Below are 21,953 nucleotides of genomic sequence, written 5' to 3' on the forward strand. Positions count from 1 at the left end.
TCGAGTTTAGAAGGGCTAAACCGGAGGCATGACCGGACCCCTTCCTCTCCTCGGCCTCCGGGCCTTTGCCGAGATCGGCCGGCGCGGCAGCGTCAAGGCGGCGGCCGAGGCCATGGGCGTGACCCCGGGCGCGATCAGCCAGCAGCTCAAGCTGCTGGAGCAGCGGCTGGGCCTGGCGCTGTTCGTGCGCGACCATGGCGGCATCCGCCTGACCGAGGCCGGCGCCCGGGCGCATCCGCTGGTGCAGCGCGGCTTCGACCAGCTGGCCGAGGCTCTGGACCTGCTGGCGGCGGAGGGGCGGCGGGAGACGCTGACGGTCAGCACCGCGCCGGCCTTCGCCGCCTCCTGGCTGGTGCCGCGGCTGGGGCGCTTCACCGCCCGCCATCCCGGGATCGAGGTGCGGGTCGAGGCGACCACGGCGCTGGCCGATCTCGGCCGGGTCGACGTGGTGCTGCGCCACGGCCTCGGCCACTGGCCGGGGCTGGTGTCGGAGCCGCTGCTGGCGCCGCGCCTGCTGCCGGTCGCCAGCCCGGCGCTGCTGCGCCGCGGCCCGCCGATCGCGGCGCCGGCCGACTGCCTGGCCTATCCGCTGCTGCAGGACGGCGACCGGGCCGACTGGCGGCTGTGGCTGGCGGCGCAGGGGATCGAGGACCCGCGGGCCGAGCGCGGCCCCGCCTTCGACAGCGACCTGCTGCTGGTGCGGGCGGCGGTCGCCGGCCAGGGGCTGGCGCTGATCCGCGACCTCTATGTCGAGGAGGAGATCGCCGCCGGCCGGCTGGTGCTGGCGCTCGACCGGCCCTGGCCCACCCGCTTCGCCTATTACGTCGCCGCCCGTCCCGCGACATGGCGGTCGCCGAAGCTGGCCGCCTTCCGCGCCTGGCTTGCTGAGGAGGTGCGCGAGGTCGCGGACGGGGCGGCCGACCCGGGCTGAAGTCCTCTCGCTTCACACTCCGCATCTGTGGTTCACTGCCGCCGCAACGACGTTCCCGGGGAGGATCTTCGGCCATGACCACGCCGCGCTTCATCCTGCACCATGCGCCGCGCTCCCGCTCCGCCCGCATCCTGTGGCTGCTGGAGGAGACGGGGGTGCCCTTCGAGGTCGCCCGGCACGACTTCGCCAAGGCGACGCACAAGGACCCCGCCTATCTCGCCATCAACCCGGCCGGCAAGGTGCCGGCGCTGATCGACCGCGGCCCGGCCGGGGACTGGTCGCCGCCGGCGGTGGTGACCGAGAGCGCCGCGATCTGCGCCTATGTCGCCGACACTCTGCCCGAGGCCGGCCTCGCGCCGCCGGTCGGCTCGCGTGAGCGCGCCGCCTATGCCACCTGGATCGGCTACTGCCCCTCGGTGCTGGAGCCCGCGCTGTCCGATTCGGTGTTCCCGCGGCGGGAGGAGCCGCCGGCCAGCACCATCGGCTGGTGCCCCTTCCCGGAAGCGCTGCGGCGGGTGGAGATGGCGCTGCAGGCCGGCGGGCCCTATCTGCTGGGCGCCCGCTTCAGCGCCGCCGACGTGCTGATCGGGTCGCTGCTGCAATGGTTGCAGGGCTGGGGCAAGCTGCCGGAGACGCCGACGCTCGCGGCCTATCTCGCCACGCTGGCCGCTCGTCCGGCGGTGCAGCGCGCCCAGGCCCGGGACGCGGCGCCGGCGGCAGCATGATCCTGCGCCCCGCGGTCCCGTCCGACGCGCCGGCCCTGGCGGCGCTGCATGTCGCGGTCTGGCACGACACCTATCGCGACCTGGCGCCGCCCGAGGCCGCGGCCGCGCTCGACGTCGCCCGCCGGCAGGCGCGGTGGGAGGCGATCCTGGCCGATCCGGCGCAGATCACGCTGGTGGCCGAGATCGACGGGGCGCTGGCCGGCTTCGGCCTGGCCGGGCCGCCCGGCGACCCCGCCTTCGGCGACCGGGGCGAGGTCAAGTACCTCTATGTCGGCCGCGGCTTCGCCCGCCGCGGAATCGGCCGCCGGCTGCTCGCCGCCCTGGCCGCGGCGCTGGCCGAACGGGGCTATGCGGCGCTCGGCCTCGGCGTCGTGGTCGGCAACGATCCGGCGATCGCCTTCTACGAGGCCCAGGGCGGCCGCCGCGCCGGCGCCTACACCGACCCCGGCCCGCTCTGGCGCTCGCACAACCTGCTCTACGTCTGGGATGACCTCCCGGCGCTGGCGGCGCGAGGGTAGAGCTCAGTCGAAGCGCAGCCGCTCGACCAGGAAGTCGATGAAGGCGCGCACCCGGGCCGGCATGGTGCCGCGGCCCAGGAACAGGGCGTGGATCTCCTCCGTCTCGCGCGGGTCGTGGTCCGGCAGCAGCTCGACCAGCCGGCCGGCGGCCAGGTCGTCCCTGATGTGATAGAGGGCGGTGCGGCCGATCCCCATCCCGGCCAGCACCGCTTGGCGCAGCGTCTCGCCGTTGTTGACCACCAAGGGGCCGGTCACCTGCATCGGCCGCGGCCCGTCCGGCCCGGCCAGGATCCAGTCGGTGAAGCTGCGCCGATAGTTGAAGGTCAGGCAGTCGTGCGCCGCCAGGTCGGCGGGGGTCCGCGGCGTGCCCCGCCGCTCGAGATAGGACGGCGCGGCGATCAGAAGGCGTCGGCTGGCGCCCAGCTTGCGGGCCTGCAGGCTGCTGTCGCGCAGCGGCCCATGGCGGATGGCGACGTCGGTGCGCTCCGCCAGGATGTCGACCACCTCGTCGGTCAGGCTGACATCCAGCGTCACCGCCGGGAAGCGGGTGCGGAACTCCGGCAGCAGCGGCACCACGCAATGGGTGCCGAAGGGGATCGAAGCGCTGATCCGCAGCCGCCCGCGCGGTGCCGAGGAGCCGGAGACGCCGGCCTCGGCCTCGGCGATGTCGGCCAGGATGCGGCTGGCCTGGTCGTAGAACAGGTCGCCCTCCGGCGTCGGCCGCAGGCTGCGGGTCGACCGGGCCAGCAGGCGGACCCCCAGCCGGTCCTCCAGCCGCCCGATCAGCTTGGCGACGGCGGAAGGAGTCAGGCCGAGGCGCCGCGCGGCGGCGGAGAAGCTGCCCTCCTCCACCACCCGCGCGAAGACTTCCATCTCGCCGGACCGATTGATGTTCATGGCTTCCTCACGGGAATTCTTAACATTTGTACTTTGTAGTCTTCGAAATCTGGTTTCGATGAATTTATGTCGAATCGGCGGTAGATTTCGTGGCCGAGGCGTGTCATGCTGCGCTGCATCAAAACAGAGTCCGAGGTGTGGACGGTTCCGTGCGCGACGGGGCTTGATCCGATACAATGGGGGAGAGGATGTCGACTATCGTGATCGAACAGGATGGCGTTCGACGCAAGGCGAGTGCGTCGTTCTTCCGTGGCGAGACGACGAATTTCTATCCCAGCGACAAGTCGCTCGAGCGCAGCAGCGTCGTCTCCGAATATTTTGCCAAGGGCTGGATGCCGGCGGATCGGTTCGTCACCAAGGAGACGCCGATCGTCGCCTTCGGCTCCTGCTTCGCCGAGAACATCAGCCGGTACCTGCACAAGGCCGGCTTCAACGTGCTGACCAAGCGCGACAATCTCGCCTATGTCTCGAAGATGGGCGACGGCATGGTCAACACCTTCGCCATCCGCCAGCAGTTCGAATGGGCATGGCTCGGCAAGACGCCGCAGGCCGAGCTGTGGCACGGCTACGATGCCGCCGAATTCGGCTATGACGAAGCCGTCCGGCTGCGCACCAAGGCGCTGTTCGACGAGGCGGAGCTGTTCGTCATCACCCTCGGCCTGTCGGAGGTGTGGTACGACGAGCCGACCGGCGAGGTGTTCTGGCGGGCGGTGCCGAAGGACAGGCACGACCCGTCGCGGCACAAGTTTCGGGTCGCCAGCCATGCCGAGACCCTGGAGAACCTGCAGGCGATCCATGCGCTGATCCGCGCCTTCCGGCCGGATGCGGCGGTGCTGTTCACGGTATCGCCGATCCCGCTGACCGCCACCTTCCGGCCGGTGACCTGCCTGTCGGCCAATGCGGTGTCGAAGGCGATCCTGCGCTCGGCGATGGACGAGTTCTTCCGCCGCAACGCGCCGAACGATCCGCGGCTGTTCTATTTCCCGAGCTACGACATCGTCATGCACGGCTTCAGCCACCAGTGGCGGGACGATCGGCGGCACGTCTATTCGCATGTGCTCGACTTCAACATGAAGGTGTTCGAGCGCTACTACTGCCGGACCGCGATGGACGACGAGGCGCTGCTGGCCTCGTTCCGCTACGCCCAGCGGCAGGACCGGCTGATCGGCCAGCTCGGCCATGCCGCCGTGGCGCTGCAGGAGGCCGAGACGGCGGATGAGCGCAAGGCCGCCCGGCTGGCGGCGGCGAAGCGCAGGCGCGAGCTGGAGCGGGCGAAGATCCGCGCGGAGCGGCGGCAGCAGCGAATCGCGGCGCGCCGTGCGGCCCAGGGGACGGCGATCGCGGCGGAGTAGCGAGGATGATCGGGGGTTCGACACCTTGGAAGCCACGTCACAACTGATTGGCTTCTCGGAAGCATAGTTCAAGCCAAGCTCGGCGGCCATCTAGCGGTGAGCTTTCATCGCAAGGTGGCCGTCATGCCCATCGCCCTCTATGCCCTCGCGGTCGGTGCCTTCGGCATCGGCATCACCGAATTCGTCATCATGGGCCTGCTGCTGGAGGTCGGGACCGATCTCGGCGTCTCGATCTCCACCGCCGGCCTTCTGCTCAGCGGCTATGCGCTCGGCGTCGTCGCCGGCGCGCCGATCCTCACCACCCTGACCGGCCGGATGTCGCGCAAGACCGCGCTGCTGGGCCTGATGGTGATCTTCACCATCGGCAACCTGGCCTGCGCGGTGTCGCCCGACTACGCCACGCTGATGGCGGCGCGGGTGCTGACCGCCTTCGCCCACGGCACCTTCTTCGGCGTCGGCTCGGTGGTCGCCACCGGCCTGGTGCCGGTGCAGAAGCGCGCCTCGGCCATCGCCATCATGTTCACCGGCCTGACCGTCGCCAACATCCTGGGCGTGCCCTTCGGCACCTGGCTGGGCCAGGGCTTCGGCTGGCGTGCCACCTTCTGGGCGGTGACCGCGGTCGGTCTGGTCGCCCTCGCCGTGATCGCCGTCGCCGTGCCGAAGGACGAGGCGCCGGCCGAGAAGTCGGACTGGCGGCAGGACTTGAAGGTGCTGGCGCGCCGCCCGGTGCTGCTGGGCCTGCTGACCACCGTGCTCGGCTTCGCCGCCGTCTTCGCCGTCTTCACCTATATCGCGCCGATCCTGACGCAGATCACCGGCCTGTCGGAGGCCGCAGTCTCCCCGATCCTGCTGGTGTTCGGCGGCGGTCTCGTGGTCGGCAACCTGCTCGGCGGCAGATTCGCCGACCGCTGGCTGGTGCCGACGGTGCTGGGCAGCATGCTGGTCCTGGCCGTGGTGCTCGGCCTCATGACCTTCGCCCTGCACAGCACCGTGTTGGTGGTGGTCTTCGTCGGCCTGGTCGGCGCCGCCGGCTTCGCCACCGTTGCGCCGCTGCAGATGTGGGTGATGGAGAAGGCGGAAGGCGCCGGCCAGAGCCTGGCCTCGAGCTTCAACATCGCCGCCTTCAACCTCGGCAACGCGCTGGGGGCCTGGCTCGGCGGCCAGGTGATCGAGCACGGGCCCGGCCTCGCCGCCGTGCCCTGGGTCGCGGCGCTGGTGCCCCTGGTCGGCGTCGCGGTGGCCATGGTCAGCCTGCGGCTCGACCGCCGCGCCCCGGCCCTGGTCCCGGCCGCGGACTGCGTCTCCTGATCCTCTGAACGGCCCGCCGACTCCGGCGGGCCGTTTCCGCGTCAGGCGGTGGCCCGGCTCGGCTCGGGCAGGCTGTCGCCGCCGTCGGTCAGCGCCATCGCCCGTTCACGCTCGACCATGTAGTCGCGGGTGATCGGCACGGTGTCGATGCGCTTGGCGAATTGCAGCTGGAACACCACGGTGGTGCGGTAGCGGAAGCCGACCTCGCACAGCGCCAGGTAGAACTCCCACATCCGGCAGAAACGCTCGTCATACAGCTTCGCCGCATCGGCCCAGCGGGCCATGAAGCGCTCGCGCCAGTGCCGCAGCGTCTCGGCGTAGTGGATGCGCAGCACCTCGACATCGGTGACGAACAGGCCGTGGCGCTCCGCCATCGTCGCCAGCTCGGACAGGGTCGGCAGATCGGCGCCGGGGAAGATGTATTTGCGGATGAAAGGATTGATCGGACCCGGCGTGTCGGAATAGCCGATCGAGTGGATCAGGGCGACGCCGTCATCGGCCAGGAGGTCGTGCAGATTCGCGAAGAACTCGGCGTAGTTGCGCTTGCCGACATGCTCGAACATGCCGACCGAGACGATGCGCTGATAGGGGCCGGCCTCCTGCCGGTAGTCGCGCAGGTGGAACTTGGCCCGGTCCTCGAGGCCGGCCGCGACCGCCCGTGCCGTGCTCAGCTTGTGCTGCTCCGTGCTCAGCGTCACGCCGGTGACCTCGGCCCCGGCCTCGCGGGCGAGGTAGAGGCCCAGGCCCCCCCAGCCGGAGCCGATGTCCAGCGTCTTCAGCCCCGGCCGGTCGAACAGCAGCTTGGCGGCGATGTGCCGCTTCTTGTTCAGCTGCGCCGTCTCCAGGCTGTCCCCGGGGGTGGCGAAATAGGCGCAGGAATACTGGCGGTCGGCGTCGAGGAACAGGTCGTACAGCTCGGCCGACAGGTCGTAGTGATGGGCGACGTTCCGCTGCGCCTTGCCGACCGGGTTGTGCTGCTTCAGCCCGCGGGTCACCCGCTCGATCAGCGCCAGCCAGCCATGGCGGTCGACCTTCAGGTTCTTCGCCACCAATGCCAGGAAGTCGTAGAGCGAGCCCTCCTCGACGGTGAGCTGGCCGTCCATATAGGCCTCGCCCAGCGCCAGGCCCGGATTGAGCATCAGCGTGTAGGCCAGGCGCGGCGACTTCAGCCGGATCACCGCGCGGGGCGGCGAGTCGTCGCCGACCTTGTGCATGACGCCGGCGGCGTCGATCACCCGCAGGTTGCCGTCCCGGACGATCGATTTCAGAAATGCGATGAACATCCTGCCCAAATCTCTCGTTTGATCCGTCGCCGCCTGGCGCGGGTCGGGCATGGCCGAGAACCCGGATGCCGGGGCGATCCCCTGTTCAAGGGCAAAGTTGGATCATGCCTCGGAGTGTTTGTGTACCCTTTTTGTCACGACGGGACCGCCGGGCCATACTCGCCGAGGCGAATCCGAAGGAGAGGACGATGGCCGAGGTGGCCGACAATCCGGCGCTGAGCCGTTACGAGATGGTGGTCGACGGCGTCACCGCCTTCGTCGAATACCGCCGCGAGGGCGATGTGGTCGCGCTGACCCACACCGAGGTGCCGAAGGCGCTGTCCGGCCGCGGCGTCGGCACCGCCCTGGCGCGCGGCACGCTGGACCGGATTCGCGCCGCCGGGCTGACCGTCCGGCCGCTCTGCCCCTTCATCGCCGCCTTCATCGAGCGGCATCCGGATGACGCGGATCTGGTGGCCGCCGATCGCGGTTGACGCTGTCCGCCGCGCCCCCGCAGATTTGCCGGACAAGAATTTCCGGAGCAAGAGGCGGTCATGGCGGAGCTGTGCGATCTCGAGGCGGTGGAGTTGCGGCGCCTGATCGGGGCGGGGGAGGTCTCGCCGGTCGACCTGGTCGAGAGCTGCATCGCTCGGATCGAGGCTGCGGACCCGGCGGTCAACGCCATCACCGCCAAGGCCTATGACCGGGCCCGGGCCGAGGCGCGGGCGACCGAGGCCGCGGTGCGCCGCGGTGATGCCCTCGGCCCGCTGCACGGGCTGCCGATCGGAGTGAAAGACCTCAGCGACACCGAGGGGCTGCTGACCGCCTATGGCTCGCCGCTGTTCGCCGACAACGTGCCGGCGGCGGACGAGCGGGTGGTGGCGGTGCTGCGCCAGGCCGGGGCGATCGTGCTGGCCAAGACCAACACGCCGGAATTCGGCGCCGGCGCCAACACCCGCAACGAGGTGTTCGGCCCGACCCGCAACCCGTTCGACCATGATTTGACCTGCGCCGGCTCCTCCGGCGGCTCGGCGGTGGCGCTGGCCTGCGGCATGGTCCCGCTGGCCACCGGCTCCGACCTCGCCGGCAGCCTCCGCACCCCGGCGGCGTATTGCGGCATCGTCGGCTTCCGCCCGACGCCGGGCCTGATCCCGACCGAGACCCGCGGCCATGGCTGGTCGCCGCTGTCGGTCGACGGGCCGATGGCGCGCACCGTGACGGATGCAGCCCTGATGCTGTCCGCCATGGTCGGCCACGACCCGCGCGATCCGCTGTCGCTCGGCGTCGACGGCGCGGCCTTCCGCGCCCTCGACACCGTCGATCCCGGCGGCCTGACCGTCGCCTTCACCGAGGATCTCGGCTTCGCCCCGGTCGACGGCCGCGTCCGCCGCAGCTTCCGCGCCGCCCGGCAGGCGCTGGAGCCGGCGGTCGGCCGCAGCGTCGATTTCGCCGTCGACATGAGTGGTGTGGACGAAGCCTTCGCCACGCTGCGCGCCGTCGGCTTCGTCGCCGCCCATCGCGAGAAGGTCGAGGCGACGCCGGACAAGGTCGGGCCGAACGTCAGCGCCAATGTCGCTGCCGGGCTCAGGCTCGGCCTGGCCGACGTGGCCAGCGCGCTGACCGTGCAGACCCGGGTGGTCCGCGACGCCGATGCGTTCCTCTCCGGGGCCGATGTGGTGATCTGTCCTGTGGCCGGCCACCCGCCCTTCCCGTGGCAGGACTGGTACCCGGCGGCGATCGCCGGCGCCGTCCTGTCCAGCTACTTCCACTGGCTGGCGCTGGCCTACGGCCCGACCCTGGCCGGGCTGCCCTCGGTGGCGCTGCCCTTCGGCCGCGACGAGGCCGGCCTGCCCTTCGGCCTGCAGATCGTCGGCCGCCGCCGCGGCGACCATGCGGTGCTGTCCGCCGCCCGCGCGATCGAGGCCTGGGCCGGGCGGAACGGCTTCGGCCGTGCGGTGCCGAACGCCGCCTGACGATTTTTCGGCGGGCCTGTCACATCCGCGAACGCTGCCTCGTCTTGATGTCGAGACCGCCCGATGGGCGGATCCGACCTCAAGACGGGAGCGTTCCGAATGTCCAAGCGAATCAACTGGGCCGCCGCCTCGCCCGGTGCCATGAAGGCCCAGCTGGGCGTGCACACCTATCTCGAGGGCTGCGGCCTGCCCACGACCCTGCAGGAGCTGGTGTTCCTGCGCGTGTCGCAGATCAACGGCTGCGTCTACTGCCTCGACATGCACGCCAAGGCCCTGCGCGCGGCCGGCGAGGGCCAGCAGCGGCTGGATTGCGTCGCCGGCTGGCGCGAGGCGCAGGTCTTGTTCAGCCCGCGCGAGCAGGCGGCGCTGGCCTGGGCCGAGGCGCTGACCCTGGTCGCCGACACCCGCCAGGTGCCGGATGCCGTCTACGAGGCGGCGAAGGCGCAGTTCAGCGACCGCGAGCTGGTCGACCTGACCCTGGCCGTGTGCTCGATCAATGCCTGGAACCGCCTGAATGTCGGCTTCGCCGTGGTGCCGAAGCCGGATGCGGAAAGCGTGCGGGCCGCCGCGGCCTGACGGCCGGCCGGTTCCGATCGCAAACGGGAGTCCTTCCGAAATGTCGATGCGTCTCAACTATGCCGTCGTCGCGCCCGATGCCATCAAGGCTCAGCTGGGCGTGCACACCTATCTCGAGGGCTGCGGCCTGCCCAAGTCCTTGCTGCTCCTGATCGACCTGCGCGTGTCGCAGATCAACGGCTGCGCCTACTGCCTCGACATGCATGCCAAGAGCCTGCGCGAGGCCGGGGAGGGCCAGCAACGGCTCGACTGCCTTGCCGGGTGGCGCGAGGCGCGGGACCTGTTCAGCCCGCGCGAGCAGGCGGCGCTGGCCTGGGCCGAGGCGCTGACCCTGGTCGCCGACACCCGCCACGTGCCGGACGCCGTCTACGAGGCGGCGAAGGCGCAGTTCAGCGACCGCGAGCTGGTCGACCTGACCCTGGCCGTGTGCTCGATCAACAGTTGGAACCGCATCGCGGTCGGCTTCGACAGGAGCCCGGTGCCGGACGCCGCGAGCAGGCAGGCCGCCGCGGCCTGACGTTTCGGGCGATCTGCGGGCTTTGGTGGGCGGCTTCGGCCGCCCGTCGTTTTTCACCTCGTGACAACCGGCTTGCCTCGACGGATTTTGCACTGCAGCATCCCGGTCCGGGACGACAGATCCCGAACCGACCGGGGAGTGCCCTGAGGTGAGCGTTTCCGCCGCGATCCGGCGCATCACGATCCCGCAGCTCCGCGCCCGCAAGGGGCGGGAGCCGATCGTCGTGCTGACCGCCTACACCACGCCGGTGGCCCGGCTGCTGGACCCGCATGTCGACGCGCTCTTGGTCGGCGACAGCCTGGGCATGGTGGTGCACGGGCTGGACAGCACGGTCGGCGTCACGCTCGAGATGATGGCGCTGCACACCGCCGCCGTCCGCCGCGGCTCGGCCCGGGCCGCGATCATCGCCGATCTGCCCTTCGGCAGCTACCAGGCCTCGCCACGCGATGCCTTCGCCGCTTCGGCCCGGCTGATGGCCGAGGGCGCCTCCGCGGTGAAGCTGGAGGGCGGCGAGGAGATGGCGGAGACGGTCGCCTTCCTGACCGCCCGCGGCATCCCGGTGATGGGCCATGTCGGGCTGCTGCCGCAATCGGTCAACGTGCTCGGCGGCTACAATGCCCGCGGCCGCTCGGCGGAGGAGGCCGGGCGCATCCTCGCCGCGGCCAGGGCGCTGGCCGCCGCCGGCGCCTTCTCGCTGGTGATCGAGGGCACGGTCGAGCCGCTGGCCCGCCGGATCACGCAGGAGGTGCCGGTCCCGACCATCGGCATCGGCGCCTCGGTCGCCTGCGACGGCCAGGTGCTGGTGACCGACGACCTGCTGGGCCTGACCGGCGCCGGCACGCCGCGCTTCGTCCGCCGCTACGCCGATCTGGAGGCGGTGATCACCGAGGCGGCGACGGGCTTCGCCGCCGATGTCCGCGCCCGGCGCTTTCCGGGCCCCGAGCATGTCTTCGCCGAGAAGAAGCCGTCATGACCGATCCCATCATCGCCCGAAGCGTGGCCGAGCTGCGCGCCGCCGTCGCCGGCTGGCGCCGGGCCGGCGACCGCATCGGCCTGGTGCCGACCATGGGTGCGCTGCACCAGGGCCATCTGGAGTTGGCGGCCGCCCTGCGGAGGGCCGGGGCGGACCGGGTGCTGTTCAGCATCTTCGTCAATCCGGCCCAGTTCGGGCCGAAGGAGGATTTCAGCCGCTATCCCCGGCGCGAGGCCGAGGACCTGGCCAGGCTGGCCTCGATCGGCGCCGACCTGGCCTATCTGCCGACGGTGGACGAGATCTATCCGGAGGGCTTCGCCTTCTCGATTGTGCCCAGCGGCCCGATCGTCGCCGATCTCGAGGCGGCGGTGCGGCCGGGCCATTTCGCCGGGGTGGCGACGGTGGTGGCGAAGCTCCTGATCCAGGCGGCGCCGGACCTCGCCGCCTTCGGCGAGAAGGATTTTCAGCAGCTGCTGCTGGTGCGCCGGCTGGTGCGTGACCTGGACCTGCCCTGCGAGATCCTGCCGGTGCCGACGGTGCGCGACCGCGACGGCCTCGCCCTGTCGTCGCGCAACGCCTATCTCGGCGAAGCGCAGCTGGCGGTGGCGCGGCGGCTGAACCGGATCATGGCCGAGATCGCCGCCGACCCGTCGCTGCTGCCCGCGGGGCCGGACCGGCTGCGCGACGCCGGCTTCGACGCGGTCGACTATCTGGTGCTGCGCGACGCCGAGACGCTGGCCGAGCCGGCGCCCGGCCGGCCGCGGCGGCTGATCGCCGCGGTCCGACTCGGCGCCACGCGGTTGCTCGACAACCTGCCCGTGCCTTGAAGCCGGGTGGTTACTGCGCCGGCTGCTGCTGCGACTGGTCCTGCTGGCCGGTCAGCGAGGAGGGCGGGGCCGACAGCGGCCGGCGCTGGATCGGCTCGGCCGGGACCGCCGGCGGCGCCGGCTCGCCCTGCATGATCGGCCGGTCGATCGGCACCGTGTTGTCGCTGCCGCAGGCGGCGAGGGTCAGGACGGACAGGCCGGCGGCGGCCAGGATCAGACGGGTCATGGGCATCCTCGGTCGTTCCATGGGGCGCGCACTCTAGCCATCCAGGACAGCGGAGGCGAGAGGCGCACTGCCGCGCCGGGCCCCGGACGGGGCCGGAAAGCGGCGCCGTGGTCGAAGCTGCCGCGCGAATGCGGCAGAAATCGGCAAGGATGAACCTGCCTTGATTCGGCCGGGATTCGGCCCGACGGCGGTCCCCAAGCGGATGGTATCCTGCGGATTGCCGGGCGGTGCCGCGGCTGCGGTCCGGTCGGGCGGATTGTCGAAGGAATTTCGAAATGACGCGGGTCTATTTCGCGACCAACCGGGCGCCGAATTCGCGCTCGAACCCCACCGATTTCACGGCCGATCAGTCGAACGGGACCGCCGGCGAGCTCTGGTTCGGCTGGGCCGATCTCACGCCCGGCGGCCGCATGGTTCTGTCCGTGCCACGCGACGGTGCGGAAGGCCGGCGGCACGGCACCGCCGCGACTTTCGACACGATGCGGCAGCAGATTCAGGCCGAGGGGTCGGAGCCGATGTTCTTCGTCCATGGCTTCGCCAACACCTTCCGCAGCGCCCTGGATCGGGCGGCGCAGCTCGCCGGGTTCTATCAGGCGCAGGGCGGGCCGAAGCTGTGTCCCTTCGCCTTCTGCTGGCCATCGCTGGGCGTGCTGATCGACTTCGGCTCGCTGGTCGGCGACAACAAGGCCGCCTACCGCCAGGACCGCGACACGGCGCAGCGGTCCGGCCCGGCCTGCGGCGACGCGCTGATCCGCTGGTCGAACTTCGCCGGCACGCTCAGCCCCGCCCGGCGGCGCATCCTGCTGGCCCACAGCATGGGAAACTGGGCCCTGCGGAACGGCATCCAGCATGCGCGGACGCATCTGCCGATGCCGCCGCGGCTGGCCGAGGAGACGATCCTGGCTGCGGCGGACGAGGATTTCGACACGCTGACCGAGACCGGCAAGCTGCAGCCGCTGTGCGGCCTGTCGGACCGGGTTACGGTCTACCTCAACCGGCGGGACGTCCCGCTGTGGTTCAGCTGGAGCGTCATGGCCAATCCCCTGCGGCTCGGCCGGCAGGGGCCGTCGCTGCCGGCGGGGCTCGGCGCCAATGTCGCCGTCGTGAACTGCTCGCCGGTGGTGCCGACCGATCAGGTCGATCTCGACACCCACCAATACTACCGGCGCATCCCCCTCGTCGCCGCGGACATCGTCCAGGTCCTGCGCGGCACCGCCAGCGCTGCCGTTGCCGGGCGCCGGGCCGACGGCGGCGGCTTCTACACCTTGCCCTTCATGGGCTGAAGACGAAAACGGCCGGCGAGGCGCCGGCCGCTCCCTCTCGCGGATGCTCGGCTCAGGCCGCCGAATCCATCAGCTTCCTGGTGGTCTCGACCAGGCCCTTCACCGCGGCGACCGACTTGTCGAAGGCGGCCTTCTCGTCGGTGTTGAACTGGACCTCGACGATCCGCTCCACGCCCTCGGCGCCGATCACCACCGGCACGCCGATGTAGAGGCCGTCGATGCCGTACTGGCCGGTCAGATAGGCGGCGCAGGGCAGCACGCGCTTCTTGTCGCGCAGGTAGCTCTCGGCCATGGCGATGGCGGAGGAGGCCGGGGCGTAGAAGGCGCTGCCGGTCTTCAGGAGGCCGACGATCTCGGCGCCGCCGTCGCGGGTGCGCTGGATGATCTGGTCCAGCCGCTCCTGCGTGGTCCAGCCCATCTTCACCAGGTCCGGCAGCGGGATGCCGGCGACGGTGGAGTAGCGGGCCAGCGGCACCATGGTGTCGCCGTGGCCGCCCAGCACGAAGGCGGTGACGTCCTCGACCGAGACCTTGAACTCCTCGGCCAGGAAGTAGCGGAAGCGCGCCGAATCGAGCACGCCGGCCATGCCGACCACCTTCTCCGGCTTCAGGCCGGAGACCTCGCGCAGCACGCCGACCATGGCGTCCAGCGGGTTGGTGATGCAGATGACGAAGGCGTTCGGGGCGTACTGCTTGATGCCGGCGCCGACCGCCTGCATCACCTTGGTGTTGACGCCGATCAGGTCGTCGCGGCTCATGCCCGGCTTGCGCGGCACGCCAGCGGTGACGATGACGACGTCGGCGCCCTCGATCGCGGAATAGTCGCTGCCGCCCTTCAGCTCGGCGTCGAAGCCCTCGACCGGCGAGGCCTCGGCGATGTCGAGCGCCTTGCCCTGCGGCACACCGTCGACCACGTCGAACAGGACGATGTCGCCGAGCTCCTTGAGGCCGGCGAGAAGGGCGAGGGTGCCGCCGATTTGCCCGGCGCCGACGAGGGCGATCTTGTTGCGCGCCATTGCATGCCATCCTTGATGAGGGGGCCGAAAACTCGGCCCTGTCCTAGCGCTATTTCGCGGGTGCGGCAAGAACGGGCGGGCCCGGCGCGGGTTCATCCTGGCGAAGCGGTTGTCATCGGCCGCATGCGCCCCAGATCAGGTCCACAACAGAGGCAGGTTCCGCGATGCGCATTCTCCTTCCGGCCGTGCTCGCCGTCTTCGCGGCGGCCGGCATCTCCCGCGCCCAGGACGCGCCGCCGGCGCCGCCCGAGACGCCGCCGGCCGAGGCTCCGGCGGCCGAGACCCCGGCGGCCCCGGGCGCCCCCGCGGCGCCCGCGCCGGACCAGCGCCAGGCCTCGGAGACCCCGGCGGTGGTGATCGACGGCGACGCGGCCGGCACGCTGCTCGGCAAGTCGGTGCGGAGCGCCTCGGGCGAGGATCTGGGGCGGGTCGTCGACGTCGTGGTCGACCGCGCCGGGATGACGCGGGCCGCCATCGTCGATTTCGGCGGCTTCCTCGGCGTCGGCTCGCGCCAGATCGCGGTCGACTGGCGGGTGCTGCACTTCCCCAAGGACGGCAGCATGGACGCCATCGTCACCGACCTGACGGAGGCGCAGCTGCGCGGCGCGCCGGCCTACAAGCGGGGTGAGCCCGTGGTCGTGGTCGGCCGGGCGGACACGGCGCCGGCCCCGGCCGCCCCGGACGCGCCGGGCTCGCCATCCCAGACGCCCGCCCCGGCCCCCGCTCCCGCAGCCACGCCGGAGGCCAACGCACCGGCACCCAAGCCCTAGCCGGGCCGATGGCGGAGAACGGCGGATTCGACCGGAAGGACGCCGCCGGGACCGAGGTCCCGGTCGATGCGGGCGCACCGCAGTCCTCCCGCGGCAGCCGGCGCGGGCTCGACTGGTTCGTGTTCTTCGTCGCCGATGTGCAGACCGGCTTCGGCGCCTTTGTCGCGGTGTTCCTGACGACGCGGCAATGGACCCAGGTCGATATCGGCCTGGTCCTCACCGTCAGCGGCCTGGTCGGGCTGGTCGGCCAGGTGCCGCTCGGGGCCTTCGTCGATTCGGTCCGGTCGGTGCGGGCGACGGCCGCCGCCGCGCTGGCGGCGATCGGTGTCAGCGCCTTCGCCTTCGCCGCCTGGCCGATCTTCCCGATCGTGCTGGCCTCGCGCGTGCTGCATGCGGCGGCCAGCTGCATCGTCAGCTTCGCCATCGTCTCGCTCAGCCTCGGCCTGGCCGGCCCGGCCGGGATGAGCGAGCGGCTGGGCCGCAACGCCGCCTTCGCCTCGGCCGGCACCGGCATCGCCGCCGCCGTCATGGGGCTGTGCGGCCAGTACCTGTCGACCCAGGCGGTGTTCTTCCTGGCGGCGGTGCTGGTGGCCCCGGCCCTGTTCGCCCTGACCCGCATCCGGCCCGAGGAGATCCGGCCGGCTCCGGCGGCGCCGCAGCGGCAGGGCAAGGGGCTGAAGGCCTCGGCCGCCGGCCTCGCCGTGCTGGTGCGCAACCGCACGCTGGTGGTGTTCGCCGGCTGCATCGCCATGTTCCACCTGGCGAATGCGGCGATGCTGCCGCTCGCCGCCAGCATGGTGACGCTGCGGTCCAGCCAGGCGGCGACGCTGATGGTGGCGGCGGCGGTGATCGTGCCGCAGCTCACCGTCACTTTCCTTTCGCCGTGGATGGGCCGGGCGGCGCAGCGCTGGGGCCGGCGGCCGTTCCTGATCCTGGGCTTCCTGGCGCTGGCGATCCGCGCCTTCCTGTTCTCGCTGACCGGCGAACCGCAGCTGCTGGTGCTGTTCCAGGTGCTGGACGGGGTGTCGGCCGCGGTGCTCGGCGTGCTGGTGCCGCTGACCGTCGCCGACCTCGCCCGCGGCAGCGGCCATTTCAACCTCGCCCAGGGGCTGGTCGGCTGCGCCATGGGCATCGGCGCCGCGGTCAGCACCATCCTGGCCGGCTTCATGGCCGACAGCTTCGGCAGCTACGCCGCCTTCACCACCCTTGCCGCGGTCGCCGCCGCTGGCCTGGTGCTGATCACGCTGACGATGCCGGAGACGCGGCCGGCCGTGGAGACCGCCTGACTTACAGCTCGGGCGCGAAGCGGGTTCGCAGTTCCTCCGGAATCGGGAAGGATTGCCGCGTCTCCAGGTCGAACATCGCGCTCACCGTCTCCGCCGTCGCATGGCAGCGGTCGCCGGAGAACAGCGCCTGGGCGTAGGTGAAGGACTTGCCGCCCAGCCGGACCATCCGGGTGCCGATGCGCACGTCGTTCGGCCAGGTCAGCTCGTGCAGGAAGTTCATGGTGATGCGCACCACCACGGCGGCGCGGGTCTTGCCCAGATGGATGCCGGCGTCGCGGAAGAAGTGCAGCCGCGCCGTCTCGAAATAGACGCCGTAGGCGTTGTTGTTCACATGGCCCAGCGCATCGGTGTCGGAGTAGCGCACGCGCTCCTCCGCCCAATGCGGATAGGCGGCGGGATCGGTCGGGTCGAAATCGGTCATCGCGCTCTCCGGACGGGCCTATCGCGACATAGCCTCGAATCGACGGCGGAGGGAAGCCGCGGGTTGTCGCGAGACAAGGTTCCGGTCGCTCGCCGCGGCGTGTGGGCCTACCGTCCCCGGACCAGGGACAGAAGGAGAGCGCCATGAGCGCCGAGAACTGGCTGATCGGGGTGGCCGAGACCGCAGCCCTTTTTCCCGCGCTGCCGGCCGAGCAGTTCGTGTACCGGCTGCAGCACGGCACCATGAAGACCGGGCTCTACGCCCCGCGCGGCACCGATCCGCAGGGCCCGCACAAGCGCGACGAGCTCTATGTCGTCTGGCGCGGCACCGGCACGTTCTTCCGCGACGGCGAGCGCAAACCGTTCGGGCCGGGTGACGTGATCTTCGTTCCGGCGCATATGGAGCATCGGTTCGAGGACTTCAGCGATGATTTTGCGACATGGGTGATCTTCTGGGGCCCGGAGGGCGGGGAGACGAGCTAGAGCCGGCGCCGGCCGCGCCGATCTGGGGCGCCGACCTCGGCGCGCCGGCGACGCCGCGGCAGGAGGCCGAGGCGCTGCGCCTGGCCGTCGAGATGGGCGCCGCCGCCGGCCGCTTCGCGCTCGACTGGGCGGCGCTGCAGCCGGAAGGGCGCGGCCGGCTCGACCCCGCGGCGCTGGCCGGGCTCGACCGCCGGGTCGATGCGATGGGGGAGGCCGGGTTAACCCCCTGGCCGGTGCTGGCGCCGGCCCGGCTGCCGCGCGACATCCGCATCCGCGGCGGCTGGACCGCGCGCGACACCGCCTGGCGCTTCGCCGAATTCGCCTGCCGCGTCGCCGGCCGGATCGGCGACCGCATGGCCGCGCTGACGGTCGATGCCGGCGCCCCCGGCTTCGCCCGCGACGAGGCCGCCTGGCGGGACCGCCCGATCGGCATGGCCGAGGACGCCGCCTTCCGCGCCATTCTGCACCACCTGCTGCTCGGCCGCGGCCTGGCGCTGTCGGCGCTGCGCCAGGAGAGCGGCCGCTGGCGGCTGGGCGCCGCGCTGGCCGGCCCGCCGCCCGAGCCCTGGGACGACACGCTGGCCTCCTCCGACGCCGTCGCGATCGCCGAGGCGCTGGGCTGGGAGGCGTCGGTCATCAGCCTGCGCGACGGACGGTATCCGGAGCTGGCAGCCGAGCGGCTGGGCCGGCTGGTGGAGGAGGACGACGAGAAGCGCTGCCGCGGCCCGGTCGACCTGCTGCTGCTCGACCATGCCGGGCCGCTCTGGGCCCGGATGAGCGCCGACGCGCCGGGCGGGGTGGATCTGCTCGGCCGACCGCGCGGAACCGTGCCGGAACGCGCCGACCCCGACTCGCTGCGCCGGGCGCTCGACCGCTTGGCCAAGGTTTGGCCGAAGCTCCCGTTTCATCTGACGCTGCGGATCGCGGCCGACGACCCGCCGCTGCGCGAGGGCCGGATCGAGGACGGTGTCCGGATCGATCGGCTGGAGGCGGATCTGGACGTCGCCGAAGCCGCCTGGGCCGCCGGAGTGCCGCTCGCGGCCGTGTTCCTCGGTCCGGTGCTGGACGACGGCGCGGCGTCGCCCGCCGGGCTGGCCGCCTGGGACAGGCGCGCCGACGCGCCGCTGCCGAAGGAGAGCTGGCGCCGGCTGCAGCGCCGGATCCGGGGATAGGCCGGATGATCGTCGTGACGGGCGTCCCGGCGCCGGTCCGGATCGGCCGCGAGCGCAACCTGTGGATGCGCCACCCGGTGTGACGGACGGGCCGGGCGGAACCGGACGGGCGCCGCGGCGTTGATTCGTCACGCCGCGGGGGACGCCGCGACGCCATCGCGGCTCCAGCCCGCGGCCTGATGGAGTGTCAGGTCATGTCTTGGACCCGTCCGCGCCGGCTGCTCCTGGCCGGCGCCCTGGCTGCAGCCGCGGCCGGTCTCGGCGGTTGCTATGCCTATCCGGTGGGCTATGCCGGCTACAGCACCTATGGCTATGACGACTACGCCTATGCCCCGCCACGGGCTTACGGATACACGCGGTACTACGGCTACCCCGCGTACTACAACTACGGCTACAGTTACCCGCGGTACTACCGCGCGCCCCGCTACGGCTACCCCCGATACTACGGTTACCCGCGCTACGGCTACCGCGGCTATGGCTACGGCTACGGTGACGACAACCGTGGCAACCGGCGATAGCGGCGGCCCGCCGACCGCTTCTTGCCCGGCTGCGGGTGGAATGTCGCGAGGCCGCCCGCGGCCCGATGGAGTGCCAGCTCATGTCCCCGACCGGTCTGCGTCGGTTGCTTCTGATCGGTGCCCTGGCGGCTGCGGCCGGCCTGGGCGCCTGCGTCGCCTATCCCGGAGATTACGGATACGGCGGCTACGCCTACAACGATTACGACTATGGCTACGGCCATCGCACCTCCCGGCCGAGCTACTACAGCTATCCCAGCCGGTATTCCTACCCGCGGTATTACAGCAGCCGTCGCTACTACGACGATGACCGGCGTTCCTACCGGCGCAGCTACGGCGACCGCCGCCGTTATGTCCGCCGCTACGACGGCGACAACCGCCGGTACGATCGCGGCTGGTCGTCCCGGGGCGCTTCCCGAAATCCTTACTACTTCTATCGGCCGGGACACGAGAACGACCGCTGACGGGTCGTCAGGCGATCCAGCCCAGCGCCACCGCGCCCAGCAGCAGCGCGCCGAAGATGATCCGGTAGATCGCGAAGGCGGTGAAGCGGTGCGTCTGGATGTAGCCCAGCAGCCACTTCACCGCGATGAAGGCGGTGACGGTCGAGACCACGAAGGCGACGCCCAGCGCGCCCCAATCCTCATGCGCGCCGCCTTCCTTGATCTGGCCGTACAGCTCGTAGGCGCTGGCCGCGTACATGGTCGGGATGCCGACCAGGAAGGCGAATTCGGTGGCCGCGGCGCGGTTGCTGGCGCCGGCCAGCATGGCGGCGAAGATGGTGGCGGCCGAGCGCGAGGTGCCGGGGAAGACGCCGGCCACGAACTGGGCCAGGCCGACCACGATGGCGACCAGCCAGGTGATCTTGTGGCTGTCGGGCAGCTTCGCCGCCTGCTGCTCGGCCCAGATCATCCAGAACCCCCCGACCACCAGCGCGATCGCGATCGGCAGGATGTTCTCGGGCAGGGTGAAGCCCATCTTCTTGGCGGCGAAGCCCAGCACCCCGGTGATCACGAAGGCGAGCAGCAGCCGGATGCCGTAGTGCCGGTTCTCCGGCCGGCGCCAGCCCAGCACCAGGTCGAAGATCCGGCGCCAGTAGATGATGGTCACGGCCAGGATGGCGCCGGCCTGGATGACGATGTTGAAGGTGTCCGAGCGTTCGCCCAGCCAGTGCTCGGCGATGATCAGGTGGCCGGTCGAGGAGATCGGCAGAAATTCGGTGATGCCTTCGATCACCCCGAGGATGATCGCGCTCAGATAGTCCAAGTCAGTGCTCCGGGGTGAATCGAGGCCGCCTCGCTTGTGAACGAAGCGGGCGGATTTGGAAAGTCCCGCCGGGGCGGCGGGACCGATCCTGAACGGCCGCCGGCCCCGGAGGTTCCGGCCCCGGATCAGCCCCCGGCCGCGACGGCGGCCCGCCGCGCCGTGACGGCTTCGAGGTCGGGATCCCGGCCGGCGCGGTAGTCGGCGAAGGTGAAGGGCACCTTCACGGTCGGCGACAAATCGCCGCCGGCCACGCCGTACAGGTAGTTCAGCCAGAAGCAGCGTCCGATCTGCGCCGGCCCGCAGCCCTGGCCCCAATCGTGGAAGGCGGTGGAATAGCGGATGGCGATGCCCGAATTCGGCAGGGTCAGCCGCCCGCCCTCGGCCCAGAAGGCGGCGAAGTCGCCGACGGGCCGCCCGACGATCTCGACCCGGCCGCCGCCGAAATGCTTCAGCCGGGCCAGGGTGGAGATCGCGGCGGAGAAGGTGTCGGGGCCGGTCAGCACATGGATCCGCGCCTCCGGTCCCAGCACCTCGGGCAGGCGACGGCTGAAGGCGGCGGCCAGCATGTAGTCGCCGCCGGGATTGGCGCGCAGATCGACGATCACGGTCTTCGGCCGGCGCTCCGCCGCCTCCGCCAGCACCCGGTCCAGGAATGCCTCCAGCCCGTCGCCGGGCATGTCGCGAATCTGCCTCAGCTCGACGAACAGCGCGTCCGGCGCCGGAGTGGCGTGCCAATAGGCCCGGTCGGCGTGCTGCAGATAGAGCGGCAGGGCGGTCGCCCCCGACAGGACATGAAGCCACGGGCCGTCATCCGCCGGCAGTGCGGTCGGCAGCAGATCGGATGCCGGCCGCCGCACCTCGTTCTCCGGCCGGATCGCCGGGCGCGGATCGGCCTCGATCCGCCGCTCGACGCGCCGGCCGTCCGGCAGGTCGAAGACCAGGACGGCGGCATCCGGCGCGGGCAGCAGTCCCAGGGCGTGCAGCGCGGCGGGAGAGGACAGGAGATTGACCGACAGCAGCCGGGCCCGGCTGTCGTTGCCGCCGGTATAGGGGCGCAGCGCAACGGCCAGATCCTCGGGCGTCCGGCCGCCCAGCGCGGCCACGCGCGCCCCCAGCAGCTCGGCCAGCGCCGCCCGGGCGGCGACCACATGGAGGCCGTCGTCGAACCAGATCAGCCGCAGCGGCAGTGCGTTCAGCGACCGGCCCATGGCGACACCTCGGACATAGGTGTGGCCGTTGCCGGCCAGCGCCACGGCGCGGGTGATCGCCATCTCGAAGCGGGCCCGGTCCATCCCCGCGGGCCCCGCGGCCGACACCTCCGCCAGCAGGCCTTCGATCCGCAGATCGAACCGGTCGCGGGCGTCGGCCGAGAAGCTGCGGTCGACCTCCGGCAGCCGGCGCAGCAGCTCCAGGTCCTGGCGGTCGGCCTCGGCTTGGTTCCGCGGCGGCGGAGCCTCCAGCACCGGGACGGGCGGATAGTTGGGCCGCACCGCGGCGACATAGGCGGCGGCCGGCACCGCCAGAAGGACGGCGGCGACCCCGGCCGCGAGAACCCATCGCTTCATCAACTCCCCCGACGCAGCGCCGCCCGGCCCGGGCGGCGACCAGCGCCGTGCAACCGCTGTGCCAGGACGCCACAGGGCGGCCGGCCTGCGATT

General features: G+C 71.6%; 25 protein-coding genes. 18 read left to right on the forward strand and 7 right to left on the reverse strand.

Features of this window, described 5'->3' with window-relative positions; translation table 11 throughout:
- The first annotated feature begins 28 nt into the window (after positions 1-28).
- From ACFW16_RS14140 to ACFW16_RS14150, 3 genes are all read left to right on the forward strand, one after another.
- A complete protein-coding gene (locus ACFW16_RS14140; RefSeq protein ID WP_380305927.1) occupies positions 29-931 on the forward strand; it encodes a LysR substrate-binding domain-containing protein in 903 nt (300 codons plus the stop codon).
- Positions 932-1,005: 74 nt separating this feature from the next.
- Positions 1,006-1,656, forward strand: coding sequence for a glutathione S-transferase family protein (locus ACFW16_RS14145; RefSeq protein WP_380305928.1), 651 nt, complete (start codon positions 1,006-1,008; stop codon positions 1,654-1,656).
- Positions 1,653-2,174 (forward strand): GNAT family N-acetyltransferase, encoded by a 522-nt coding sequence (locus ACFW16_RS14150; protein WP_380305930.1) that lies wholly within the window; start codon positions 1,653-1,655, stop codon positions 2,172-2,174. The genes ACFW16_RS14145 and ACFW16_RS14150 overlap by 4 nt, the downstream gene beginning before the upstream one ends.
- A gap of 3 nt (positions 2,175-2,177) precedes the next feature.
- Here ACFW16_RS14150 and ACFW16_RS14155 read toward each other — a convergent pair whose 3' ends face one another.
- The gene (locus tag ACFW16_RS14155; protein WP_380305932.1) at positions 2,178-3,071 is read right to left on the reverse strand and encodes a LysR family transcriptional regulator; all 894 of its coding nucleotides are present in this window, start codon (positions 3,069-3,071) and stop codon (positions 2,178-2,180) included.
- Between the two features lie 200 nt (positions 3,072-3,271).
- Between ACFW16_RS14155 and ACFW16_RS14160 the strand changes: the two genes are divergently transcribed.
- Both ACFW16_RS14160 and ACFW16_RS14165 read left to right on the forward strand, forming a co-directional pair.
- Complete coding sequence (locus ACFW16_RS14160; RefSeq protein ID WP_380305934.1) at positions 3,272-4,423, forward strand: GSCFA domain-containing protein; 1,152 nt, start codon at positions 3,272-3,274, stop codon at positions 4,421-4,423.
- A 123-nt stretch (positions 4,424-4,546) separates the two neighbouring features.
- Entirely contained in the window at positions 4,547-5,731 is a 1,185-nt protein-coding gene (locus tag ACFW16_RS14165; RefSeq protein WP_380305936.1) for an MFS transporter, read from the forward strand.
- A 41-nt stretch (positions 5,732-5,772) separates the two neighbouring features.
- Here the strand turns inward: ACFW16_RS14165 and ACFW16_RS14170 are convergent, their stop codons facing one another.
- Positions 5,773-7,014 carry a class I SAM-dependent methyltransferase gene (locus ACFW16_RS14170; protein ID WP_380305938.1) on the reverse strand — a complete coding sequence of 414 codons (1,242 nt, stop codon included), beginning with the start codon at positions 7,012-7,014 and terminating at the stop codon, positions 5,773-5,775.
- Between the two features lie 188 nt (positions 7,015-7,202).
- Between ACFW16_RS14170 and ACFW16_RS14175 the strand changes: the two genes are divergently transcribed.
- The 6 genes from ACFW16_RS14175 (at position 7,203) to panC (ending at position 11,859) form a co-directional block, all read left to right on the forward strand.
- Positions 7,203-7,487, forward strand: coding sequence for a GNAT family N-acetyltransferase (locus ACFW16_RS14175; RefSeq protein WP_380305940.1), 285 nt, complete (start codon positions 7,203-7,205; stop codon positions 7,485-7,487).
- A 60-nt stretch (positions 7,488-7,547) separates the two neighbouring features.
- Positions 7,548-8,966: an amidase gene (locus tag ACFW16_RS14180; protein WP_380305941.1), complete on the forward strand. Its 1,419-nt coding sequence runs from the start codon at positions 7,548-7,550 to the stop codon at positions 8,964-8,966.
- 99 nt (positions 8,967-9,065) lie between these two features.
- The gene (locus tag ACFW16_RS14185; protein WP_380305943.1) at positions 9,066-9,542 is read left to right on the forward strand and encodes a carboxymuconolactone decarboxylase family protein; all 477 of its coding nucleotides are present in this window, start codon (positions 9,066-9,068) and stop codon (positions 9,540-9,542) included.
- Positions 9,543-9,582: 40 nt separating this feature from the next.
- Entirely contained in the window at positions 9,583-10,059 is a 477-nt protein-coding gene (locus tag ACFW16_RS14190) for a carboxymuconolactone decarboxylase family protein (RefSeq protein ID WP_380305945.1), read from the forward strand.
- Between the two features lie 148 nt (positions 10,060-10,207).
- Positions 10,208-11,032: a 3-methyl-2-oxobutanoate hydroxymethyltransferase gene (gene panB / locus ACFW16_RS14195; protein WP_380305947.1), complete on the forward strand. Its 825-nt coding sequence runs from the start codon at positions 10,208-10,210 to the stop codon at positions 11,030-11,032.
- Positions 11,029-11,859 (forward strand): pantoate--beta-alanine ligase, encoded by an 831-nt coding sequence (panC, locus tag ACFW16_RS14200; protein ID WP_380305949.1) that lies wholly within the window; start codon positions 11,029-11,031, stop codon positions 11,857-11,859. The genes panB and panC overlap by 4 nt, the downstream gene beginning before the upstream one ends.
- A gap of 10 nt (positions 11,860-11,869) precedes the next feature.
- On the opposite strand, the gene ACFW16_RS14205 is transcribed toward panC, so the two are convergent.
- Entirely contained in the window at positions 11,870-12,085 is a 216-nt protein-coding gene (locus ACFW16_RS14205; RefSeq protein ID WP_380305951.1) for a hypothetical protein, read from the reverse strand.
- A 275-nt stretch (positions 12,086-12,360) separates the two neighbouring features.
- On the opposite strand from ACFW16_RS14205, the gene ACFW16_RS14210 reads away from it, so the two are divergent.
- Positions 12,361-13,368, forward strand: a complete 1,008-nt coding sequence (locus ACFW16_RS14210) for an alpha/beta hydrolase (RefSeq protein ID WP_380305952.1) — start codon at positions 12,361-12,363, stop codon at positions 13,366-13,368.
- 52 nt (positions 13,369-13,420) lie between these two features.
- Here the strand turns inward: ACFW16_RS14210 and mdh are convergent, their stop codons facing one another.
- Positions 13,421-14,383 carry a malate dehydrogenase gene (gene mdh / locus ACFW16_RS14215; protein ID WP_380305954.1) on the reverse strand — a complete coding sequence of 321 codons (963 nt, stop codon included), beginning with the start codon at positions 14,381-14,383 and terminating at the stop codon, positions 13,421-13,423.
- Between the two features lie 164 nt (positions 14,384-14,547).
- Between mdh and ACFW16_RS14220 the strand changes: the two genes are divergently transcribed.
- Together ACFW16_RS14220 and ACFW16_RS14225 are read left to right on the forward strand one after the other, a co-directional pair.
- Positions 14,548-15,153 carry a PRC-barrel domain-containing protein gene (locus ACFW16_RS14220; RefSeq protein WP_380305956.1) on the forward strand — a complete coding sequence of 202 codons (606 nt, stop codon included), beginning with the start codon at positions 14,548-14,550 and terminating at the stop codon, positions 15,151-15,153.
- A gap of 8 nt (positions 15,154-15,161) precedes the next feature.
- A complete protein-coding gene (locus tag ACFW16_RS14225; RefSeq protein ID WP_380305958.1) occupies positions 15,162-16,439 on the forward strand; it encodes an MFS transporter in 1,278 nt (425 codons plus the stop codon).
- A gap of 1 nt (position 16,440) precedes the next feature.
- Here the strand turns inward: ACFW16_RS14225 and ACFW16_RS14230 are convergent, their stop codons facing one another.
- Positions 16,441-16,860 carry an acyl-CoA thioesterase gene (locus ACFW16_RS14230; RefSeq protein ID WP_380305960.1) on the reverse strand — a complete coding sequence of 140 codons (420 nt, stop codon included), beginning with the start codon at positions 16,858-16,860 and terminating at the stop codon, positions 16,441-16,443.
- A 143-nt stretch (positions 16,861-17,003) separates the two neighbouring features.
- Here ACFW16_RS14230 and ACFW16_RS14235 point away from each other — a divergent pair, with 143 nt between their 5' ends.
- The 4 genes from ACFW16_RS14235 to ACFW16_RS14250 all read left to right on the forward strand — a co-directional run bounded on the left by ACFW16_RS14235 (position 17,004) and on the right by ACFW16_RS14250 (position 19,493).
- Positions 17,004-17,342: a cupin domain-containing protein gene (locus tag ACFW16_RS14235; protein ID WP_380305962.1), complete on the forward strand. Its 339-nt coding sequence runs from the start codon at positions 17,004-17,006 to the stop codon at positions 17,340-17,342.
- The gene (locus ACFW16_RS14240; protein WP_380305964.1) at positions 17,300-18,514 is read left to right on the forward strand and encodes a family 1 glycosylhydrolase; all 1,215 of its coding nucleotides are present in this window, start codon (positions 17,300-17,302) and stop codon (positions 18,512-18,514) included. The genes ACFW16_RS14235 and ACFW16_RS14240 overlap by 43 nt, the downstream gene beginning before the upstream one ends.
- A gap of 194 nt (positions 18,515-18,708) precedes the next feature.
- Entirely contained in the window at positions 18,709-19,032 is a 324-nt protein-coding gene (locus ACFW16_RS14245) for a hypothetical protein (RefSeq protein ID WP_380305966.1), read from the forward strand.
- Positions 19,033-19,136: 104 nt separating this feature from the next.
- Entirely contained in the window at positions 19,137-19,493 is a 357-nt protein-coding gene (locus ACFW16_RS14250; RefSeq protein WP_380305968.1) for a hypothetical protein, read from the forward strand.
- A 7-nt stretch (positions 19,494-19,500) separates the two neighbouring features.
- Here ACFW16_RS14250 and ACFW16_RS14255 read toward each other — a convergent pair whose 3' ends face one another.
- Both ACFW16_RS14255 and ACFW16_RS14260 read right to left on the reverse strand, forming a co-directional pair.
- Positions 19,501-20,295: an undecaprenyl-diphosphate phosphatase gene (locus ACFW16_RS14255; protein WP_380305970.1), complete on the reverse strand. Its 795-nt coding sequence runs from the start codon at positions 20,293-20,295 to the stop codon at positions 19,501-19,503.
- A 125-nt stretch (positions 20,296-20,420) separates the two neighbouring features.
- A complete protein-coding gene (locus ACFW16_RS14260; protein ID WP_380305972.1) occupies positions 20,421-21,860 on the reverse strand; it encodes a hypothetical protein in 1,440 nt (479 codons plus the stop codon).
- Positions 21,861-21,953 lie beyond the last annotated feature (93 nt).

This window comes from Inquilinus sp. NPDC058860, from assembly GCF_042743185.1.
Classification (GTDB): domain Bacteria; phylum Pseudomonadota; class Alphaproteobacteria; order DSM-16000; family Inquilinaceae; genus Inquilinus.

Coding starts and splice junctions, on each gene's coding strand:
- ACFW16_RS14140 (WP_380305927.1), top strand. CDS start 29: ATGACCGGACCCCTTCCTCTCCTCGGCCTCCGGGCCTTTGCCGAGATC.
- ACFW16_RS14145 (WP_380305928.1), top strand. CDS start 1,006: ATGACCACGCCGCGCTTCATCCTGCACCATGCGCCGCGCTCCCGCTCC.
- ACFW16_RS14150 (WP_380305930.1), top strand. CDS start 1,653: ATGATCCTGCGCCCCGCGGTCCCGTCCGACGCGCCGGCCCTGGCGGCG.
- ACFW16_RS14155 (WP_380305932.1), bottom strand. CDS start 3,071: ATGAACATCAATCGGTCCGGCGAGATGGAAGTCTTCGCGCGGGTGGTG.
- ACFW16_RS14165 (WP_380305936.1), top strand. CDS start 4,547: ATGCCCATCGCCCTCTATGCCCTCGCGGTCGGTGCCTTCGGCATCGGC.
- ACFW16_RS14170 (WP_380305938.1), bottom strand. CDS start 7,014: ATGTTCATCGCATTTCTGAAATCGATCGTCCGGGACGGCAACCTGCGG.
- ACFW16_RS14175 (WP_380305940.1), top strand. CDS start 7,203: ATGGCCGAGGTGGCCGACAATCCGGCGCTGAGCCGTTACGAGATGGTG.
- ACFW16_RS14180 (WP_380305941.1), top strand. CDS start 7,548: ATGGCGGAGCTGTGCGATCTCGAGGCGGTGGAGTTGCGGCGCCTGATC.
- ACFW16_RS14185 (WP_380305943.1), top strand. CDS start 9,066: ATGTCCAAGCGAATCAACTGGGCCGCCGCCTCGCCCGGTGCCATGAAG.
- ACFW16_RS14190 (WP_380305945.1), top strand. CDS start 9,583: ATGTCGATGCGTCTCAACTATGCCGTCGTCGCGCCCGATGCCATCAAG.
- panC (WP_380305949.1), top strand. CDS start 11,029: ATGACCGATCCCATCATCGCCCGAAGCGTGGCCGAGCTGCGCGCCGCC.
- ACFW16_RS14205 (WP_380305951.1), bottom strand. CDS start 12,085: ATGACCCGTCTGATCCTGGCCGCCGCCGGCCTGTCCGTCCTGACCCTC.
- ACFW16_RS14210 (WP_380305952.1), top strand. CDS start 12,361: ATGACGCGGGTCTATTTCGCGACCAACCGGGCGCCGAATTCGCGCTCG.
- mdh (WP_380305954.1), bottom strand. CDS start 14,383: ATGGCGCGCAACAAGATCGCCCTCGTCGGCGCCGGGCAAATCGGCGGC.
- ACFW16_RS14220 (WP_380305956.1), top strand. CDS start 14,548: ATGCGCATTCTCCTTCCGGCCGTGCTCGCCGTCTTCGCGGCGGCCGGC.
- ACFW16_RS14225 (WP_380305958.1), top strand. CDS start 15,162: ATGGCGGAGAACGGCGGATTCGACCGGAAGGACGCCGCCGGGACCGAG.
- ACFW16_RS14230 (WP_380305960.1), bottom strand. CDS start 16,860: ATGACCGATTTCGACCCGACCGATCCCGCCGCCTATCCGCATTGGGCG.
- ACFW16_RS14235 (WP_380305962.1), top strand. CDS start 17,004: ATGAGCGCCGAGAACTGGCTGATCGGGGTGGCCGAGACCGCAGCCCTT.
- ACFW16_RS14240 (WP_380305964.1), top strand. CDS start 17,300: ATGGGTGATCTTCTGGGGCCCGGAGGGCGGGGAGACGAGCTAGAGCCG.
- ACFW16_RS14245 (WP_380305966.1), top strand. CDS start 18,709: ATGTCTTGGACCCGTCCGCGCCGGCTGCTCCTGGCCGGCGCCCTGGCT.
- ACFW16_RS14260 (WP_380305972.1), bottom strand. CDS start 21,860: ATGAAGCGATGGGTTCTCGCGGCCGGGGTCGCCGCCGTCCTTCTGGCG.